The 20,057-nt window shown below is 66.9% G+C and carries 14 protein-coding genes and 1 pseudogene; 9 read left to right on the top strand and 6 right to left on the bottom strand.

Going from position 1 to position 20,057, the window contains the following annotated elements; translation table 11 throughout:
* Positions 1–177 precede the first annotated feature (177 nt).
* The 3 genes from fusA to rpsL form a co-directional block, all read right to left on the bottom strand.
* Positions 178–2,277, bottom strand: coding sequence for an elongation factor G (gene fusA, locus SACSA_RS0115225; protein ID WP_019818458.1), 2,100 nt, complete (start codon positions 2,275–2,277; stop codon positions 178–180).
* 93 nt (positions 2,278–2,370) lie between these two features.
* Positions 2,371–2,841, bottom strand: coding sequence for a 30S ribosomal protein S7 (rpsG, locus tag SACSA_RS0115220; protein ID WP_019818456.1), 471 nt, complete (start codon positions 2,839–2,841; stop codon positions 2,371–2,373).
* On the bottom strand, positions 2,841–3,215 hold the full coding sequence (gene rpsL, locus SACSA_RS0115215; RefSeq protein ID WP_005443238.1) for a 30S ribosomal protein S12: 375 nt from the start codon (positions 3,213–3,215) through the stop codon (positions 2,841–2,843). The genes rpsG and rpsL overlap by 1 nt, the downstream gene beginning before the upstream one ends.
* A gap of 815 nt (positions 3,216–4,030) precedes the next feature.
* On the opposite strand from rpsL, the gene SACSA_RS0115210 reads away from it, so the two are divergent.
* From SACSA_RS0115210 to SACSA_RS0115170, 9 genes are all read left to right on the top strand, one after another.
* Positions 4,031–4,279 carry a hypothetical protein gene (locus tag SACSA_RS0115210; protein ID WP_019818454.1) on the top strand — a complete coding sequence of 83 codons (249 nt, stop codon included), beginning with the start codon at positions 4,031–4,033 and terminating at the stop codon, positions 4,277–4,279.
* A gap of 23 nt (positions 4,280–4,302) precedes the next feature.
* Positions 4,303–5,367 carry a hypothetical protein gene (locus SACSA_RS0115205; RefSeq protein WP_019818453.1) on the top strand — a complete coding sequence of 355 codons (1,065 nt, stop codon included), beginning with the start codon at positions 4,303–4,305 and terminating at the stop codon, positions 5,365–5,367.
* Positions 5,368–5,393: 26 nt separating this feature from the next.
* Entirely contained in the window at positions 5,394–6,335 is a 942-nt protein-coding gene (locus SACSA_RS0115200; protein ID WP_019818452.1) for a hypothetical protein, read from the top strand.
* A gap of 285 nt (positions 6,336–6,620) precedes the next feature.
* Positions 6,621–7,202, top strand: a complete 582-nt coding sequence (locus tag SACSA_RS0115195) for a YbaB/EbfC family nucleoid-associated protein (protein WP_019818450.1) — start codon at positions 6,621–6,623, stop codon at positions 7,200–7,202.
* Between the two features lie 69 nt (positions 7,203–7,271).
* Entirely contained in the window at positions 7,272–8,135 is an 864-nt protein-coding gene (locus SACSA_RS0115190; RefSeq protein WP_019818447.1) for a hypothetical protein, read from the top strand.
* A complete protein-coding gene (locus tag SACSA_RS0115185) occupies positions 8,132–8,476 on the top strand; it encodes a WXG100 family type VII secretion target (protein ID WP_019818446.1) in 345 nt (114 codons plus the stop codon). Before SACSA_RS0115190 ends, SACSA_RS0115185 begins: the two co-directional genes overlap by 4 nt.
* Positions 8,477–8,505: 29 nt before the next feature.
* The gene (locus tag SACSA_RS0115180; protein WP_019818445.1) at positions 8,506–9,624 is read left to right on the top strand and encodes a hypothetical protein; all 1,119 of its coding nucleotides are present in this window, start codon (positions 8,506–8,508) and stop codon (positions 9,622–9,624) included.
* Positions 9,625–9,657: 33 nt separating this feature from the next.
* Positions 9,658–10,242 carry a hypothetical protein gene (locus SACSA_RS0115175; protein WP_019818443.1) on the top strand — a complete coding sequence of 195 codons (585 nt, stop codon included), beginning with the start codon at positions 9,658–9,660 and terminating at the stop codon, positions 10,240–10,242.
* 227 nt (positions 10,243–10,469) lie between these two features.
* Positions 10,470–11,348 carry a hypothetical protein gene (locus tag SACSA_RS0115170; RefSeq protein ID WP_157596910.1) on the top strand — a complete coding sequence of 293 codons (879 nt, stop codon included), beginning with the start codon at positions 10,470–10,472 and terminating at the stop codon, positions 11,346–11,348.
* 179 nt (positions 11,349–11,527) lie between these two features.
* Here SACSA_RS0115170 and SACSA_RS0115165 read toward each other — a convergent pair whose 3' ends face one another.
* The 3 genes and pseudogenes from SACSA_RS0115165 to SACSA_RS23200 form a co-directional block, all read right to left on the bottom strand.
* Positions 11,528–15,439: a DNA-directed RNA polymerase subunit beta' gene (locus SACSA_RS0115165; protein ID WP_019818440.1), complete on the bottom strand. Its 3,912-nt coding sequence runs from the start codon at positions 15,437–15,439 to the stop codon at positions 11,528–11,530.
* 121 nt (positions 15,440–15,560) lie between these two features.
* Positions 15,561–19,052, bottom strand: a complete 3,492-nt coding sequence (gene rpoB, locus SACSA_RS0115160; protein WP_028661913.1) for a DNA-directed RNA polymerase subunit beta — start codon at positions 19,050–19,052, stop codon at positions 15,561–15,563.
* Positions 19,053–19,358: 306 nt separating this feature from the next.
* Positions 19,359–20,057: pseudogene (locus SACSA_RS23200) on the bottom strand (hypothetical protein); the annotation flags it as partial.

Genomic DNA, 20,057 nt, shown 5'->3' with positions numbered 1-20,057 from the left:
GGACTTTCTTGCTCGCGACCGGCGTGGCTGCCGGCCGACGACTCGATCTGGTCGGTTGTGCGGACCCTAGGGGGAGCCCCCTTTCGCGCCCGCGTGTGGGTGCTCCGGGTTCTTACTCCCCCGTCGCCTTCGCGATGACCACTGCTCGGCTCCGGGAGAGCTGCGCGCCTCGTGTGCTCACTCCCCCGTCGCCTTCGCGATGATCTCCTTCGCGACGTTCGCCGGAACCTCGGCGTAGGAGTCGAAGACCATCGTGTAGTTGGCACGACCCTGGGTCTTCGACCGCAGGTCGCCCACGTACCCGAACATCTCCGACAGCGGCACGAGCGCCTTCACGACACGCGTGCCCGCACGCTCCTCCATGGCCTGAATCTGGCCACGGCGGGAGTTCAGGTCGCCGATGACATCACCCATGTACTCCTCGGGTGTGGTCACCTCGACCGCCATCATCGGCTCCAGCAGTACCGGGTTCGCCTTCTTCGCGGCTTCCTTCATCGCCATCGACCCGGCGACCTTGAAGGCCATCTCCGAGGAGTCGACCTCGTGGTAGGCGCCGTCCAACAGCGTGAACTTCAGCCCGACGAGCGGGTAGCCGGCCAACACGCCGTACTGCATGGCGTCCTGCGCGCCCTCGTCCACAGACGGGATGTACTCCCGGGGAACGCGTCCACCGGTGACCTGGTTGTCGAACTCGTACAGCGCGCCGTCGCCCGACGTCAGCGGCTCGAGCTTCACGATCACCCTCGCGAACTGCCCGGAGCCACCGGTCTGCTTCTTGTGCGTGTATTCGAGCTTGTCCACGGTCTTGCGGACGGTCTCGCGGTAGGACACCTGAGGCTTGCCGATGTTCGCCTCGACCTTGAAATCGGTCTTCATCCGGTTGACCAGCACCTCGAGGTGGAGCTCGCCCATGCCCTCGATGATGGTCTGCCCGGTCTCCTCGTCCTGGCTGACCCGGAAGGTCGGGTCCTCCTCGGCGAGCTTCTGGATGGCCGTGGCCAGCTTGTCCTGGTCGGCCCGCGTCTTCGGTTCGATGGCGACCTTGATGACCGGCTCGGGGAAGGTCATCGACTCGAGGACGATGGGGTTCTGCGAGTCGGCCAGCGTGTCGCCGGTGGTCGTGTCCTTGAGGCCCTGGACGGCGTAGATGTGGCCCGCCTGCGCCTCGTCGACCGGGTTCTCCTTGTTGGAGTGCATCTGGAACAGCTTGCCGATGCGCTCCTTGCGCTCCTTGGTCGCGTTGATGACCTGCGTACCCGAGGCGACCTTGCCGGAGTACACCCGGATGTAGGTCAGCTTCCCGTAGAACGGGTGCACCGCGACCTTCGACACGAGGGCGGAGAACGGCTCCTCGGTGGAAGGCTTGCGCGAGGCGTGCGTCTCGCCGTCCCGCAGCATGCCCTCGACCGGCGGGACGTCCAGCGGCGACGGCAGGTAGTCGATCACGGCGTCGAGCATGGGCTGCACGCCCTTGTTCTTGAACGCCGAGCCCGCCAGCACCGGGAACGCCGCGCGGTCGATGGTGAGCTTGCGGATGCCGGCCTTGATCTCGGCCTCGCTGAGCTCCTCACCGCCGAAGTACTTCTCCATCAGCTCGTCGTCGGTCTCGGCGACCGCCTCGACGAGCTTCTCCCGGTACTCGGCCGCACGGTCGGCGAGATCGGCCGGGATCTCCTCGATCTCGTACTGCTCGCCCTTCTTCACGTCACCGCGCCAGGTCAGGGCCTTCATCGAGATGATGTCGACGACACCCTGGAAGTCGCTCTCCGCGCCGATGGGCAGCTGGAGCACGAGCGGGCGTGCGCCGAGACGCTCCTCGATCGTGCCCACGGTGAAGTAGAAGTCCGCACCGAGCTTGTCCATCTTGTTGACGAAGCAGATGCGCGGGACCTCGTACTTGTCCGCCTGCCGCCAGACCTGCTCGGACTGCGGCTCGACGCCCTCCTTGCCGTCGAAGACGGCGACGGCACCGTCGAGCACGCGCAGCGAGCGCTCCACCTCGACGGTGAAGTCGACGTGGCCCGGGGTGTCGATGATGTTGATCTGGTAGTCGTTCCAGAAGGTGGTGGTCGCAGCCGAGGTGATCGTGATACCCCGCTTCTGCTCCTCCGCCATCCAGTCCATCGTCGCCGCGCCGTCGTGGACCTCACCGAGCTTGTAGTTGATCCCGGTGTAGAACAGGATGCGTTCGGTGGTGGTGGTCTTACCGGCGTCGATGTGGGCCATGATGCCGATGTTGCGGACCTTGTTGAGGTCGGTCAGCACGTCACGTGCCACTTGAATGTTCCCCTGTCTCAAACGTGGAACCCGGCATTGGCGCGATCAAGCGGACCGGGCGACCGTGTTCTACGGTTCACTGCGGTGTCAGGCTCACCAACGGTAGTGAGCGAAGGCCTTGTTGGACTCGGCCATCTTGTGGGTGTCCTCGCGGCGCTTCACGCTGGCCCCGAGGCCGTTGCTCGCGTCGAGCAGCTCGTTCTGCAGGCGCTCGACCATCGTCTTCTCGCGGCGCTGCCGGGAGTAGGTGACGAGCCAGCGCAGGGCAAGGGTGGTCGACCGGCCGGGCTTGACCTCGATCGGGACCTGGTAGGTCGCGCCGCCGACGCGGCGGCTCTTCACCTCGAGGGTCGGCCGCACGTTGTCGAGCGCACGCTTCAGCGTGACGACCGGGTCGGTGCCGGTCTTCTCGCGGGCGCCTTCGAGGGCGCCGTAGACGATGCGCTCGGCCAACGAACGCTTACCGTCCCTCAACACCTTGTTCACCAGCTGGGTGACAAGTGGAGATGCGTACACCGGATCAGCGGTCAGTGGCCGCTTCGGGGCCGGACCCTTGCGGGGCATTAGCTCTTCTCCTTCTTCGCGCCGTACCGGCTGCGCGCCTGCTTGCGGTTCTTCACGCCCTGGGTGTCGAGGGAACCGCGGATGATCTTGTAGCGAACACCCGGCAGGTCCTTCACACGGCCGCCACGCACGAGCACCATCGAGTGTTCCTGCAGGTTGTGCCCCTCACCGGGAATGTAGGCCGTGACCTCGATGCCGTTGCTCAGCTTCACACGGGCGACCTTGCGCAGCGCCGAGTTCGGCTTCTTGGGCGTGGTCGTGTACACGCGGGTGCACACACCGCGACGCTGCGGGCTCCCCTTGAGCGCCGCTGTCTTCTGCTTGGCAGCCTTGTCCTGGCGGCCCTTGCGGACCAGCTGCTGGATCGTGGGCAATGGACCAGCTTTCTGTTGCGTCCTTTACTAGCTCTACTGTGCTCCCCGGTACCCGCGGTCGGGCGTGTCGGCCCGTCTTACGGATCGTGACATCGATCCGCCAACTTCCCATCGGGGTTGCCGTGGAACTCCGCGACCCTCCTGTCACCAGGGTGCCGGAGCACCCCGCCGTGACCGTCAGGGCACACGGAGGGCCCGACAGCCTGCCGGGCACGGTCGTCAAAGATACCCGCCCATGCTCACGGCTACCACATCGGGGGTCGCGTCGACCCTCGATGCGAGCCCGGGCGGATGTCTTGTTCCACCCAGTCTACTCGAACCCGCGACATGGCGGGGGGCGCGTGGTCCATGATTGGTCGCACACCGTGTCCGGCCGTGCGCCCAGATACAACCCGGGAGGCAGGAGTGGTCCGTCGAGTTCGAACGACTCGTCACGCGGTTCGAACGAACGGTGACGCGGCGGTCCTAAGAGGCGATGCTACTTGATCGTGTGGTTGTCGGCTCGCCCCCGCCGAACGGTCGACACCGAGCCCACTCCGGCCAACACGGGCCTGTTCACCACAGGCATCACCCTCGACCGGTTCCCGTGGGGCCCGCGGACGCCGCAAGCCCGCGATCACCGACACCCGTCCGCACACCCACCCGCCGTACACGACCCGTCGCCCCGCCGTACACGACCGGTCGCGTCGTCGAAATGATCAGACTGTCGCGGAGGAAGACCGGATGGCCGGTTTCAACGTCAACATCGGGATCTGTCGTCGTACTCAAGGAAACTGGCCGAGAATACGCCCTCGGTCAGCAAGGTCAATGATCTGGTGGCCGGGACCGACGTCGGCGACGAGTCGTGGGGGATCGTCGGACTCTTCGACAAGCAGGCCTACACCGACATGCACACGGACCTGAAGAGCCTCCTCACGGACATGCAGGAGGGAGTCCAGTCGGCCTCCGACAAAATCGGCACCGCGGCGAAGCACTGCCGGGATGCCGAGGACGGCCACCAACGTGTCCTCTCCGAGGTCACGGAGACTTTGGAAAGCACCGTCGTCAAGAACATCCAGGCCTGACTCAGACACCGGGGAAAGACGCGATGACTACCGACACGCCACTCGAGAACATCCAGCTGAAAGATGAGGACAGCACCGGGACACAGGCGCTGAAGGCTGTACCGGTCGTGGGCAGTGGGGCCAAGGCGATTGAAGCGGTTACGGGTGCCAACGATGACGGAGAAGCGACCTTCGGCGACGTCTCCAGCATCGCCTCGGAGAGCACCGGACTGGTTCAGTCCTGCATGGACGTTGCGGGTGCGGTCAACGACCCACTCAGCTGGCTCGTCGGCAAGGGGCTGGATTTTCTGCTCGCTGTGTGCCAGCCGCTGCAGGACGCCCTCCACTTCGTCAGTGGAGACGGCCCAGCGCTGGCGGCCGCGGCGGAGAGCTTCTCGAACATCGGTAAGGCACTCGACGAGTTCGGGCGGAACTTCGAGCAGGAGGCCAAGGACGCCCTGTCCGAATGGCACGGCCTAGCGGCCGAGGCCGCCGGAACGCGCTTCGGTGAGTTCGCCAACGGTGTCTCCGGAACAGCCGCGGAGGCAGGCAGCATCGCACAGCTGCTGCAAATCTCCAGCATGATCATGACGGTGATCGAGGACTTCCTCAAGGCTTTGATCACCGAGCTGGTCACGTGGTTGATCAGCATCTGGATCCCCGCGCTCGCCGCCGCGGCGCCGACCTTCGGCGCATCGACCGCGGCCGCAGGCGCGGCCACCGGCGTACGCGCAGCCACGACCGCGTCGCGAGCGACCCGCCAGGTCAGCAGACTCCAGCGACTACTCGAGATGGTCAAGGACCTGCTCACGAAATTGAAGACGGTGTTCGGTGGACTCCGGAACAAGGTCGCGGCCACCAAGGTCGGTGAGGGGTTCAGGAACGCTACCGCGCAAAGACAGCAGACGGGTTTCTTCGCCTCGATGGGCAGCGCGCTCGGCGATGAGGCCCGCGCGCAGGCCGGCTACAGCCTCAATGAACAAGGAAAGCCCCGGCCCACACCTGGAAAACCCGCGGGGACGCTGGACAACGCCAGGAAGGCGCACGATTACGGTGATGTCGGCACCGAGCAGAGTATGGACGAAATAAGCCGGCAACTCGATTTCTGACTCGACCGACAAGGAGCCGGCTCATCTTGACCGAGATCGTCGCGGGGCTCGGCCCGGTCGCGTTGCTCGCTCTGCTGTACGGGACGATCAAACTGAGAGGTCACCGGAAAGAACGTGCGAACCGGGCGCGCAGGACGTCTGAACTGCGGAGCCTGGCGGAACCGGTGGGCGGACAGGTGGTCGACGATCCGGAACGCTGCACACCCTGGTCCCACGGGTTACGTCCCCCTTTCCCCGAACACGTACTCGCCTCGTTCTTCTCCCGGATCAGCATCCTGGGGCCACCGACACACACGCACCGCGTGGACTTCATCCGGCGCGGCAGACACGTCCGTGTCACGGAAACCACGATCGAGCTCGCGGGCCACCGCCGGGACAGCTCGCCACAGGAGCACCTGATCGAGATCGCGATACCGGCCGCACCCGGATTGGCGCTGGCTCCCGTACTGCCACCGGATCATTTTCGCGTGCTCGGCCAGGACCGGACGTCCGTCAGTGTCCAGCAGAACCTACTCGACAAGGAGGCCCGGAGTCGTCCCGCCGACCGACGTGAGACCACGTCGTGGCAGAAGGTCTCGCTGGATGACCGGTACGCGGAGAGATTCACCGCGTATGCCGAGGAGCCGGTATTCGCGGAACGGGTTCTGTCCCCGTCGGTGCTCGCTGCGCTGGTACAAGGACATGAACACATACGGCACACGGTGACGATGCGCGACGGCCTGCTGTACGCGGTGGCGAAGGAACCGATCAAGGACGACATCCTGTCCACCATCGACGTGCTCGTCAGTTTCCTCGACCGTATTCCCGCGAAAGCCTGGAAGCAGCACGCCGGAGAACTCCCGGCACCGGCCGCGTCACCGCGTACGTACCCCTACCCGAACCCGAGGGCCGCACGGCTGGTCTGGCTTTCGCTACCGATCGGATTCGTGGTGCTCATGGTGATTCTGCTGTTCGCGGGCGTGGTGTGAAGGTCGCCCGCGAACGGATGCGTCCCTTACCTGATCTTCTGCGCTCCCCGGCCAACGCGGTCGCGAGCTGTCTGCCCGTGTTACGGATCGTGACACCGAGCGCCCCAGGTCCCGTCTGAGTTGTCGTGGACCCGCGCGGTGTCGGTCGACCCCCGATGCGGGCACGGGCGGATGTCGTGTCGCACTCAGTCTGGCCGAACCCGCCACATGGCGGAGGACGCGTGGTCCATGATTGGTCGCACACCGTGTCCGGCCATGCGCCCAGATCCAACCCGGGAGGTAGGAGTGTCCGTCGAGTTCGAACGACTCGTCGCTCAGTTCGAACAGTTCCAGTCCAAGCTCAGGAATGTGGACGACCAGCTCGCCACTGTCGGGCAGATGCAGAGCGAGCTCGCCGAGCTGGAAGCACACGTCAGCTCGGCCGACCGGTCGGTGACGGTCGTCGCGGGTCCGGGCGGGTCGGTCAAGGACATCCAGCTCACCGACAAGGCCCTCACGCGCACCCCGCAGGAACTGTCGTCGTCGATCATGTCGACGCTCCAGGAGGCCGTCGCCGAGGCCGCGCGCAAGCAGGCCACGATCGTCGACGACCACATGGGCGGCCAGCTCAACACCACCGACCAGGTCATCGAAACCCAGGCGCAGCTCTTCGGAACCTCACCCGACGACCTCCGCGCGCGCATGGAGGAGGCCCGGCCGCCGCGGCCGGCCCCGCCCGAGGAGGAGTACCACGAGGACTACTCCCAGCAGGACCTCTTCGGCGACGACGAGGACGACCGACAGGCCCCACCGCCGCCCCCGTCCTCCGGAAGCGGCTCGGCAGGCGACGATTTCCTGAAGAACCTGTTCGACGACAACGACCGCTGAGGACACCCACGGCGCACGACACGCGCGCGTGCGTCCCTTCCAGCAGGACTCGCGGCAGATGAGGAAAGCATGTCCTTCAGCGAAATCGCTCCGGGAATCATCGTGCTCGGCTACCTGGTGGTCGCCGCTCTCGGCACGCTCGGTGGGAAGCAGCGCAGCCGGGCACGGGTGCTGAGCGGCACGGAGGCAACCGACGACCTGCAGGCCACGGTCGGGGAAGACGTCGCCGGGCATCCCGTACCCACCGAAAGGGTCGCCCGCGCGCAGCGCCTGCACCGCAGCGGCACCCGATTGCGCACGCTGGCGTGGTGTCTCGGTGTGGTGGTCACGCTGTTCTGGGGCCAGCTCGCGCTCGGCTTGGGTCGCTTCCTCTTGGTGCTCACGCTGGTGATCGTCGTTCCGTCCGTGCTGGTCTTCGTGGGTTCCCTGGTCGGCAGGCTTCGCCGGGCCCGGGGCGGTGCACCGGCGAACCCGAGCTGGGTGTGGATGTTCGGGGGAGGTGCCGGTCTCTTCCTGGTCGTGGCCGCGCTGGCGCTGACCGTGAACGGGCTGGCCCATCCGCTCGGCTATGCCCACGAGACGCGGCTGCATGTGACCGACAGTTACGACGGGACGGACTCGTCGAGGCGAACGTCGACGGTCAGCGGCATCTACCACGTCGATGGTGAGCAGCGCACGCTCGATCGGGCGAGCTGGCGCGGGCCCGGCGTCGCGCCCGAGCCGGGCACGGTGATCGACCTGTCCGTGGCCCCCTTGTGGCCCCACCCGACCGCGACCGGCACAGCGGACTCGGTGCTGCTTCTGATCATTGCCGCATGCGCCGTGGTACCGGGCGGGGCCCTGCTCATCGGCGCTGTGCGCGAGCGCCGGACGGCCGCGGACACGCGTCGGAGCCCACGGGCAACCACCCACTCCGAACGAGGAGAGTCATGACATCGGGATTCAACGTCAACATCGAGGCCCTGCGCAGTTACTCGGGCAAGCTCGCCGAGAACAAGACGGCGGTCGGCAAGGTCAGCGGGCTGGTCGACGAGGCGGACGTCGGCGACGAGTCGTGGGGTGTGGTCGGCATCTTCGTCAAACAGAGCTACACCGAAATGCTCAGCGACCTGAAGAACCTCATGACCGAGATGGAGAACGGACTTCAATCCGCCTCCGACAAGATCAGCACGGCCGCGCAGAGTTATCAGGACGCCGAGGACGGGCACCAGCGGTCCCTGTCCGCCATCTCCGGTGAGGTCGAGCAGGCGACCGTCAAGACCATCGAAACCTGATCCGGCTTCAGCTCGAAGGAAAGCGAAGGATGAGCGAGAACGATCCACTGGGCGGCATCGAGCTCGAAGAGCCCGATTCGTACGGACAGAAGGTCGCCGAGGCGATTCCCATCGCGGGCGACGCCGTCGCGACGTTCAACAACTACCGGGACGCCAGCGAGGACGGCGACGTCACGACCTCGGAGCTGCGGAGTCTCGCGGCCGACGGTGGCAGCTTCGTGTCGTCGTGCATGGGAGCGGTGTCGGACTTCGCCAGCGACCCCATCGGGTGGCTGGTCGGAGAAGGTCTCGACTTCCTGATCTCGATCTGCCAACCGCTCCAGGACCTCATTCACATGGCCAGCGGGGACGGCCCAGCCCTGTCGAACGCCGCGGGCAGTTTCGGCAACATCGGGCAGGGAATCGCCGATTTCGGTGACAAGTTCGCCGAGGACGCGGTCACCGCGCTGGCCGAATGGGAGGGGGAGGCCGCACAAGCGGCGGCGACGAAGTTCGCCGAGTTCGCCAAGGGCATCAAGGCCGTGGCGGGCGAGGCGGGCAACATCGCCGAGCTGCTCCAGATCTCGAGCATGATCATGACGGTGATCGAGGAGTTCCTCAAGGCGCTGCTCACCGAGTTCATCACCTGGCTGATCATGATTTGGATTCCCGCGCTGGCCGCCGCCGTCCCGACCGCGGGGGCATCGACCGCCGCGGCGGGAACGGCCACCGGAGTCCGTGCCGCTCAGACCGGTGCGCGGGCGACGAAACAGGTGAGCTGGCTGCGCAAGCTGCTCGACGCGGTGAAGGACCTGCTCGCCAAGCTCAAGAGCTTCCTCTCCAGGCAGGGCACCGGATTCCGCCAGGCGATGGCCAACAAGCGGGCGCGCGCGGCCGATGCCACCGAGGAGATCCGAACGGCCAGGGCTGAAGGAACCACCACGAGCTGGACCACGCGGCTGCACGACTCCCAGAAAGGGATGGTCGGCGAGCGCGTGACGGACGGGTTCGGCCGTTCCGTATTCGAAGCACTGTACGACACCACAAAGGAGCAGGCCAGCAAATCGGCGATGGCCGGCCACTACGACGATCTCCGGACGTGGCAGGAACACGGTTCCCTCGGCGAGGAGCAGGAGAAGGACCGGACTTCCGAGCAGCTCGACTACTGACTCACACACCGACAATGAGGATGAGGTTGCGTCGTGACTTCAGAACTCCGAATCGCACTCGGTGTCCTGCTCGTGCTGGCCGTGCTGTTCGTCACGCTGAACACACGGATCATGTCGGCGTGGTTCCGTTTCATCTGGCTTCCCCGGCTCGCGCGGAAGCACGGGTGGCGGATCAAGCGCCGAATGCCGTGGCAGTCCCGCGAGGCCGGGGAACTGCCGGGAAGCGGTTCGGTGGACTGGAGCTACTCGCTGCCGAACAGTGAATGCGAACTACTCGGCGTCTACCACCATCGCCCGGTGCACGCGATCGAGTACGCGTTCGTGCACGTCGAAGACGAGTATCCGCACAGCAAGTTTCTCTACCGGTGGTCGGTGGTCACCATGGCGACCTCTGCCCAGCCGTTCGGTGATTTTCACGGCGATACGGGCGCCCGTACGTTCACCGGCGAGGTGGAGAAATTCTATCCCGACTTCGTCGACTGGGCCCGGGACCGCACACCGAACTCGGACGACCCGCTCAGGGACGAGGGCCCAGGCGTGGCGTCCTACAGCTGGCGAGGACGACTCAGCGGCAGCAAGCTCTTCGACTGTCTCGACCTGCTGGCCGAGGGGCGCTGAGCCCGAACCTCGGCGGATCGCACGCCACGTCGGCGAGCGCGGTTCGCGGGCGAACCGCGCCCCCGTCGGCGTCGGCCGCGCCGCACCGCTCGAGGGAGAGCGGCCCGGTTTCCGAGGCTGTGCCGCCTCGGGAACCGGGCCGTCGCTGCCTCGTGCCCATGAACTCGGACCACAATGCTCGACGCGGTGACGACAATTCGACAACAAGCACACCGAGGAACCCTCAGATGGAAAACCTGAGAATACTGTTTCTGATCGTATTCGTATTTGTTCCCTTACTGGCCATCGCAGGCACGCTCTGGGCCCAGCACCGGGAGCTCAAGCGGCACGCGGAGGAAATGGCCCGTCTCGCCGAACGGGCGGGTGCATGCCTCAACACCGAACCCCCGCGGACAGTGCCCTTGTCGGCCTGGATTCAACCCGCGTTCGCCAGCGAGGTGGGGGGCTCCTTCTTCGATCGCGCGCGTGTGCTGACGAGACCGAAGTTCCTCCGCTCGGTCGATCTCGCCCGAGCCGGTCGATCAGTACGCGTGGCCGAGGCGATGATGGCCGCACACAAGTCGGGAACCGTGCCGGGGCACTGGACACTGCGCTGGGAGTACCGCATCGACGTCGCGATACCGTGGTCTCCGCCGATGACGATCCGCCTCAACCCCACCGGCTACACAAGCGAGTACTTGTCGAACACGCCGGACGCCGTGCCACTTCCACCGGAGTACGCCGGAACCGTCACGGCGTTCACGACGGACCGGCAGTTCGCCCACCACGCGCTCGTGCCGGAGGCACTCGAGGTTCTGTCGCGCAACGCCGAGCTGCTGTTCCCTTGCTTGCTTCGTCTCGACCGAGGGGTCCTGTATTTCATCACCTGGGAGGAGGCCGCGGCCGAGACGAAGCTCGCGTGCGTGGACGCACTGGTCGGATTCGTCAACGCGATCCCTCGACACGCCTGGCCGACTCCGTCGGCACAGAGTCCGGCCGTGATCACGGCCGAGGGCGAGCCACATCAACCCGGCCCGATGCGCCTCGTCCAGTTCTCGGCGGCGACAACCGCGGTCACCGCGGTCGCCGCGCTGATCTTCTACTTCTACATGGGCATTCAGATCTGAGTCAGGCCGCCCGTCGAGCGCAGCGGGCGGACACCCGTGGCCGGACGGGCTGCGACCGCCGTCCCCGCGATCGTGCTCGGCTCGAGAGACTCCGGGGTCACGCCATGCGATACGGCTCGGCCCCCGAGGCGGTGCATGCCTTCGGGGGCCGAGCCGTGTGAGACGCCGTGCGCGCGACCTCAGCGGAAGTCGCGGCCGAAGTCGTAGTCGTCCAGCGGGACCGCGGCGCCGGTGCCGGTGCCGAACACGTCCGGGGTGTAGTACCCGTCGTCGTAGGACGGGATCGCGTACGCCGCGACCCGGGCCTCCTCGGTCGGCTGCACCTGGATGTTGCGGTACCGGTTGATGCCCGTGCCCGCCGGGATCAACTTACCGATGATCACGTTCTCCTTGAGGCCGACCAGCGAGTCACTCCGGCCGTTGATGGCCGCGTCGGTGAGCACGCGCGTGGTCTCCTGGAACGAGGCCGCCGACAGCCACGAGTCCGTGGTCAGCGACGCCTTCGTGATGCCCATCAGCACCGGACGGCCGGACGCGGGCTCGCCGCCCTCGGCCACCGCCTGCCGGTTGGTCTGCTCGAAGCGGGTGCGCTCGGGCAGCTCGCCGGGCAGGAACTCGGTCGTGCCGGAGTCGATGATCGTCACGCGGCGCAGCATCTGCCGCACGATGACCTCGATGTGCTTGTCGTGGATCGACACGCCCTGCGCGCGGTACACCTTCTGGACCTCGTCCACGAGGTGCATCTGCGCATCCCGCGGGCCCATCACACGGAGCACCTCGTGCGGGTCCGGAGTGCCCTCGAGCAGCGGCTGGCCGACGTCGACGTGGTCCCCGTCCGCCAGCGGGCCGTTCGGGCCGAGCGCCAGACGCTGACGCTTCGACAGCTTGTCGAAGACGATCTCCTCGCTGCCGTCGTCCGGGATGAGCGTGATCTTCCAGAACCGCTCGCTCTCCTCGATGCGCACCCGGCCGTCGACGTCGGCGATCGGCGCCTTGCCCTTCGGCACGCGGGCCTCGAACAGCTCGGTGACACGCGGCAGACCCGTGGTGATGTCGTCACCGGCGACACCGCCCTGGTGGAAGGTACGCATGGTCAGCTGCGTTCCGGGCTCACCGATCGACTGGGCGGCGACGATGCCGACCGCCTCACCGACGTCGACCAGCTTCCCGGTCGCCATCGAGCGGCCGTAGCAGGTCGCGCAGACACCCATCGACGACTCGCAGGTGAGCACGCTGCGGACCTTGACCTTGCTGATGCCCGCGGCGATCAGCCGCTCGATCGCCGGGTCGCCGAGGTCGTCGCCCGCGTTGAGGACAACGTTGCCCTGTGCGTCCACCGCGTCGGCGGCGAGGCTGCGGGCGTAGACGCTGGTCTCCACGTGCTCGGCCCGGACCAGGCGGTCGTCGGACAGCCTGTCGCCGATCGTCATGCTGATGCCGCGGCCCGTGCCGCAGTCGGTCTCGCGGACGATGACGTCCTGCGAGACGTCCACCAGCCGCCGGGTCAGGTAACCCGAGTCGGCGGTCCGGAGCGCGGTGTCGGCCAGACCCTTGCGGGCACCGTGGGTGGCGATGAAGTACTCCGCCACCGACAGGCCCTCGCGGAAGTTCGCCTTGATCGGGCGCGGGATGTACTCACCCTTCGGGTTGGACACCAGACCGCGCATGCCGGCCAGCGACCGGACCTGAGTCATGTTGCCCGCCGCCCCGGACTTCACGATCATCGAGATCGGGTTGTCGTCGGGGAAGTGTTCCTCCATGACCTTGGCGACGTCCTCGGTGGCCTGGCCCCACACCTTGACGAGCTCGTTGTTGCGCTCGGCGTGGGAGAGCTGACCACGCTGGTACCGCTTCTCCACCTGCGCGGCCCGGTTCTCGAACTGCTCGAGCAGCTCCTGCTTCTCGGGCGGCACCAGCACGTCCGAGATGGCCACGGTGACCCCGGACCGGGTGGCCCAGTGGAACCCGGCGTCCTTGAGCCCGTCGAGCGTCTGCGCGACCTGGGTCATCGAGTACCGCTCGGCGAGGTCGTTGACGATCGCGCCCTGCTGCTTCTTGGACAGCGTCTGGTTGACGAACGGGTAGTCCGCGGGCAGCAGGTTGTTGAACATGATCCGGCCGAGCGTGGTCTCGGCGACCCACGACTGACCCGGCTCCCAGCCGGTCTCCCGCAGCGCGGGCTCGGCCTCCCGCGCGGGCTGCCGGTCCCGGACCCGGATCTTGATCGGGGCGTGCAGACCGAGCTGCTGGAGGTCGTAGGCCATGATCGCCTCGGCGGGCGAGGAGTAGGCGTTGCCCGCGCCCGCGGCGTTCTCATCCAGCCTCGTCAGGTGGTAGAGGCCGGTGACCATGTCCAGTCGCGGCATGGCCAGCGGGCGCCCGGAGGCGGGCGAAAGGATGTTGTTCGCCGACAGCATCAGGATGCGCGCCTCGGCCTGCGCCTCCGCCGACAGCGGCAGGTGCACGGCCATCTGGTCACCGTCGAAGTCGGCGTTGAACGCCTCGCACACCAGCGGGTGCAGCTGGATGGCCTTGCCCTCGACGAGCTGCGGCTCGAACGCCTGGATACCGAGGCGGTGCAGCGTCGGAGCGCGGTTGAGCAGCACGGGGTGGCCGTTGATGACCTCTTCCAGCACGTCCCACACCTGCGGGCGCGCCCGCTCCACCATGCGCTTGGCGGACTTGATGTTCTGCGCGTGGTTGAGGTCGACCAGCCGCTTCATCACGAACGGCTTGAACAGCTCCAGCGCCATGTCCTTCGGCAGGCCGCACTGGTGCAGCTTGAGCTGCGGGCCGACGATGATGACCGAGCGGCCGGAGTAGTCGACGCGCTTGCCGAGCAGGTTCTGGCGGAAGCGGCCCTGCTTGCCCTTGAGCAGGTCGGACAGCGACTTCAGCGGCCGGTTGCCCGGCCCGGTGACCGGGCGCCCGCGGCGGCCGTTGTCGAACAGCGCGTCCACGGCCTCCTGCAACATCCGCTTCTCGTTGTTGACGATGATCTCGGGCGCGCCGAGGTCGATCAGTCGCTTGAGGCGGTTGTTGCGGTTGATGACCCTGCGGTACAGGTCGTTGAGGTCGGAGGTGGCGAAGCGCCCACCGTCGAGCTGGACCATCGGGCGCAGCTCCGGCGGGATCACCGGCACCGCGTCGAGGACCATGCCGCGCGGGTCGTTGCCGGTGGCCTGGAAGGCGGCGACGACCTTGAGGCGCTTGAGGGCGCGCAGCTTCTTCTGGCCCTTGCCGTTTCGGATGACCTCACGAAGCGACTCGGCCTCGGCGTCGACGTCGAACTCGGTGGCCAGCTTCTGGATCGCCTCGGCGCCCATGCCGCCGGTGAAGTACTCGCCGTAGCGGTCGTAGAGCTCGCGGTAGAGCTGCTCGTCGACGATGAGCTGACGCGGTTCGAGCTTGGTGAACGTCGACCAGACCTCCTCGAGCCGGTCCAGCTCGCGCTGGGCCCGGTCGCGGATCTGGCGCATCTCGCGCTCGCCGCCCTCCTTGACCTTGCGGCGCACGTCGGACTTCGCGCCCTCGCCCTCGAGCTCGGCGAGGTCGGCTTCCAGCTTCTGCGCGCGCTGCTCGACCTCGGAGTCGCGCCGGGCCTCGATGTTCTTGCGCTCGACGCTGATCTCGTTCTCCAGCGTCGGCAGGTCGTTGTGCCGCAGGTCCGTGTTCACGCTGGTGATCACGTACGCGGCGAAGTAGATGATCTTTTCCAGGTCCTTCGGCGCCAGGTCGAGCAGGTACCCGAGGCGCGAGGGCACACCCTTGAAGTACCAGATGTGCGTCACGGGCGCGGCCAGCTCGATGTGGCCCATGCGCTCACGGCGCACCTTCGCGCGGGTCACCTCGACACCACAGCGCTCGCAGATGATGCCCTTGAAGCGGACCCGCTTGTACTTGCCGCAGTAGCACTCCCAGTCGCGGGTGGGCCCGAAGATCTTCTCGCAGAAGAGCCCGTCCTTCTCCGGCTTGAGCGTGCGGTAGTTGATGGTCTCCGGCTTCTTCACCTCGCCGAACGACCACTGGCGGATGTCATCGGCGGTCGCGAGGCCGATCCGGAGCTCATCGAAGAAATTGACGTCCAGCACGTTGTTGCATCCCCTTGGGATTGTTCTCGAGGGTCGCGGGTCGTCCTTTCCCGGACCCCGGCGGCTAGAGGGGTTCGGCTACCCGGTGGGGAGGGCGGGGCCTCCCCACCGGGCGGCTGGGTCATTGCACGACGTCGTCCACGGAGGGCGACTCGTTACGGGACAGGTTGATGCCGAGGTTGGCGGCGGCGCGCTCGAGGTCCTCGTCGTCGGAGTCGCGCATCTCGATGGCGGCCCCGTCGCTGGAGAGCACCTCGACGTTCAGGCACAGCGACTGCAGCTCCTTGAGCAGCACCTTGAACGACTCCGGGATGCCCGGCGAGGGCATGTTCTCGCCCTTGACCACGGCCTCGTAGACCTTGACGCGGCCGAGGACGTCGTCGGACTTGATGGTGAGCAGTTCCTGGAGCGTGTAGGCCGCGCCGTAGGCCTGCATCGCCCAGCACTCCATCTCCCCGAAGCGCTGACCACCGAACTGGGCCTTACCGCCCAGCGGCTGCTGGGTGATCATCGAGTACGGCCCGGTGGAGCGAGCGTGGATCTTGTCGTCCACCATGTGGTGCAGCTTGAGGATGTACATGTAGCCGACGGCCACCGGGTACGGGAACGGCTCGCCGGTGCGGCCGTCCAGCAGTGTGGCCTTGCCGTCGGAGTGCACCATCCGCTCGCCGTCGCGGTTCGGCTTGGTGGCCGACAGGAGTCCGGTGAGCTCCTCCTCGCGGGCACCGTCGAACACCGGCGTCGCGGTGTTCGTGCCGGGCTCGACGTCGCGCAACTCCTCAGGGAGCTTGGCGGCCCACTCCGGGTCACCCTCGACCTTCCAGCCCTGGGAGGCCAGCCACCCGAGATGCAGTTCGAGGATCTGCCCGATGTTCATCCGTCGCGGCACACCGTGGGTGTTGAGCACGACGTCCACCGGGGTGCCGTCCTCCATGAACGGCATGTCCTCCACCGGCAGGATCTTGCCGATGACGCCCTTGTTGCCGTGCCTGCCCGCGAGCTTGTCGCCGTCCTGGATCTTGCTCTTCTTGGCCACGTAGACGCGGACCAGCTCGTTGACGCCCGGGGGCAGCTCGTCGTCGTCCTCACGGGAGAACACGCGGATGCCGATGACCTTGCCGGTCTCGCCGTGCGGCACCTTCAGGGAGGTGTCGCGAACCTCGCGCGCCTTCTCGCCGAAGATCGCCCGCAGGAGCCGTTCCTCCGGCGTCAGCTCGGTCTCACCCTTCGGGGTGACCTTGCCGACGAGGATGTCGCCGTCGCGGACCTCGGCGCCGATCCGGATGATGCCGCGCTCGTCCAGGTCGGCGAGCACGTCCTCGGAGACGTTCGGGATGTCCCGGGTGATCTCCTCGGCACCGAGCTTGGTGTCCCGGGCGTCGATCTCGTGCTCCTCGATGTGAATCGAGGTGAGCACGTCGTCCTGGACCAGCCGCTGCGAGATGACGATGGCGTCCTCGTAGTTGTGGCCCTCCCACGGCATGACCGCGACCAGCAGGTTCTTGCCGAGCGCCATCTCGCCGTCCTCGGTGGACGGGCCGTCCGCGATGACCTGGCCCTTCTCCACCCGGTCGCCCTCGCCGACGACGGGACGGTGGTTGAAGCAGGTGCCCGCGTTCGTCCTGCGGAACTTGTAGAGCCCGTAGGTCTTGCGGTTGCCGTCGTCCTGCATGACGGTGACGAGGTCGGCCGAGAGCTCCTCGACCACACCGGCCTCCTCGGCCACGATCACGTCGCCCGCGTCCACGGCGGCGGTCAGCTCGACGCCCGTGCCCACCAGCGGCGACTCGTTGCGCAGCAGCGGCACCGCCTGACGCTGCATGTTCGCGCCCATGAGCGCGCGGTTGGCGTCGTCGTGCTCGAGGAACGGGATCATGCCCGTCGCCACCGACACCATCTGCCGCGGCGAGACGTCCATGTAGTCGATCTCGAGCGGGTCGATCAGCTCGACCTCGCCGCCCTTGCGCCTGCCGAGGACCTTCTCCTCGGAGAAGTGCCCTTCCGGCGTCAGCGGCGCGTTGGCCTGCGCCTTGACGTAGCGGTCCTCCTCGTCGGCGGTGAGGTAGTCCACCTCGTCGGTGACCCTGCCCTCGACGACCCGGCGGTACGGGGTCTCGATGAAGCCGAACGGGTTGACCCGGCCGTAGGAGCACAGCGAGCCGATCAGGCCGATGTTCGGGCCTTCCGGCGTCTCGATCGGGCACATCCGGCCGTAGTGGCTGGGGTGCACGTCGCGGACGTCCATGCCGGCGCGTTCACGGGACAGGCCGCCGGGGCCGAGCGCCGAGAGGCGCCGCTTGTGCGTCAGGCCGGACAGCGGGTTGCCCTGGTCCATGAACTGCGAGAGCTGCGAGGTGCCGAAGAACTCGCGGATCGCGGCGACGACCGGGCGGATGTTGATCAGGGTCTGCGGCGTGATCGCCTCGACGTCCTGCGTGGTCATCCGCTCGCGGACCACGCGCTCCATGCGGGACAGGCCGACCCGGATCTGGTTCTGGATCAGCTCGCCGACGGTGCGCAGGCGGCGGTTGCCGAAGTGGTCGATGTCGTCGACCTCGACGGGCACCTGGTGCTCGCCCTCGCCCATCGTCTCCTCACCGGCGTGCAGGCGGACGAGGTACTCGATGGTGGTGACGATGTCCTCTTCGGTGAGGGTGCCGCTGTCGTACGGCAGGTCGAGGCCCAGCTTCTTGTTGACCTTGTAGCGGCCGACCTTGGCGAGGTCGTAGCGCTTGTCCTTGAAGAAGAGGTTCTCCAGCAGCGTCTGGGCGCTCTCCTTCGTCGGCGGCTCACCCGGGCGCAGCTTGCGGTAGATGTCGAGCAGCGCCTCGTCGGTGCCCGCCGTGTGGTCCTTCTCCAGCGTGGCCAGCAGCGTCTCGGAGAAGGAGAACCGCTCACGGATCGCCTCGGTGCTCCAGCCGAGGGCCTTCAGCAGCACGGTCACCGGCTGCCTGCGCTTGCGGTCGATGCGCACGCCGACGGTGTCCCGCTTGTCCACGTCGAACTCGAGCCACGCACCCCGGCTCGGGATGATCTTGACGCTGAAGACGTCCTTGTCCGTCGACTTGTCGATGGCCTGGTCGTAGTACACACCGGGCGAGCGCACGAGCTGCGAGACGACGACGCGCTCGGTGCCGTTGATGATGAACGTGCCCTTGTCGGTCATCACGGGGAAGTCGCCCATGAAGACCGTCTGGCTCTTGATCTCGCCGGTGTTGTTGTTGACGAACTCGGCGGTGACGAACAGCGGCGCCGCGTAAGTCATGTCCTTGTCCTTGCACTCCTCGACGGAGGCCTTGACCTCGTCGAAGCGCGGGTCGGAGAAGGACAGCGACATCGAGCCCGAGAAGTCCTCGATCGGCGAGATCTCGTTGAGAACCTCCTCGAGGCCGCCCGTCGGGTTCTCCTCGCCCTCGTTGACGGCGCGTTCGAACCACGACTCGGCACCGGTGAACCATTCGAAAGACCGGACCTGGACGTCGAGCAGGTTCGGAGTGCCGAGCGGCTCCCGGATCTTCCCGAAAGAGACCCGCTTCGGTGCTCCTGGAACACCCGTTGACGGTCGAATCGAGTTGGTCGCAGCAGTGGCCTGGTTCGCGGGAGAGACTGCCAAGATGCGTCCTTCCGGGGACATAGCTGGTTGATCAGCCGCGCTAGCAACTCGTAGCGCATGCTGTCAAGGGTGCGGTGTTGCCGACCATCCTAGCTACCGCAGTTGGGCAGCCTGAAAGTGGGCAGCGCAAAGAAGCAGTCTAGCCCGGAATACGACAGTTGTCGAGGGGACACACCCGATCAGGGTCCAGCCTCGGTCACTGTCCCCGGCTCGCCTCCCGCGAGGCGTGCCGCTGCCTGTAAGCGTGAACCCCCACGGACGCTGAGTCAAGCGTCGATCGGCGGGAAACAACCGGGCGGCGCAGTCTCAGTTACCGTCCGTGGTGCCGTCGTCGGGCGTCGCCGCACCTCCCTGACGCTGTTTGCCCTGGTCGGAGGACTGCTCACCTGACGAGTCCCCGTTGGCGTCCCCCGTTGCGCCATCCTGCTGTGACTGTTCCGACTCCGACGGTGCCACCGACTGCCCCGAGGCGTAGGTGTTCATGGCCGAGACCTTCCACTGGTCGTCACGGCGCTCGGCCTCGAACCACAACGCCGAGCCGCCGGTCGAGGGCTGGTCGGCGCCGGCCCGCGTGAACGTCTGGTCGACGTAGACCATGACCCGCGCGCGGTCACCCTCCAGCCGCACCACGGCGCTGCGGGTGGCCGTGACGGTGACGACGAGCTTCTGCTCGGGCGCCTTCTCCCGCACGTCCCCCATCATGGTGGCGTACTTGTTCTTGGCTTCCTCGCCGACGAGGAGCTCGTCGGCGGCCCGCTGGTTCTTGCCGAGGTCGTTGTGGTCGATCGAGAACAGCCGCTCGGCGGCCTCGCTCATCGCCTGTTTCACCTCGGCGGTGGCGGCCACGTCGACCAGCGCCGTGTTGTCCGTCGCCGCGGTGGCCTCGCTGTGCCGGATCTGAAAGAACACGGCCCCGCCCGACAGCACCAGCGTCAGCACCAACAGCGCCGCCACCGCCGGGTACCCGAGGCGCGGGCCGCCTCCGGCAGCGGCCGGCGCGCCGCT

Source organism: Saccharomonospora saliphila YIM 90502, from assembly GCF_000383795.1.
Lineage (GTDB): Bacteria > Actinomycetota > Actinomycetes > Mycobacteriales > Pseudonocardiaceae > Saccharomonospora > Saccharomonospora saliphila.
This window is presented reverse-complemented; position numbering and strand designations above follow the sequence as displayed.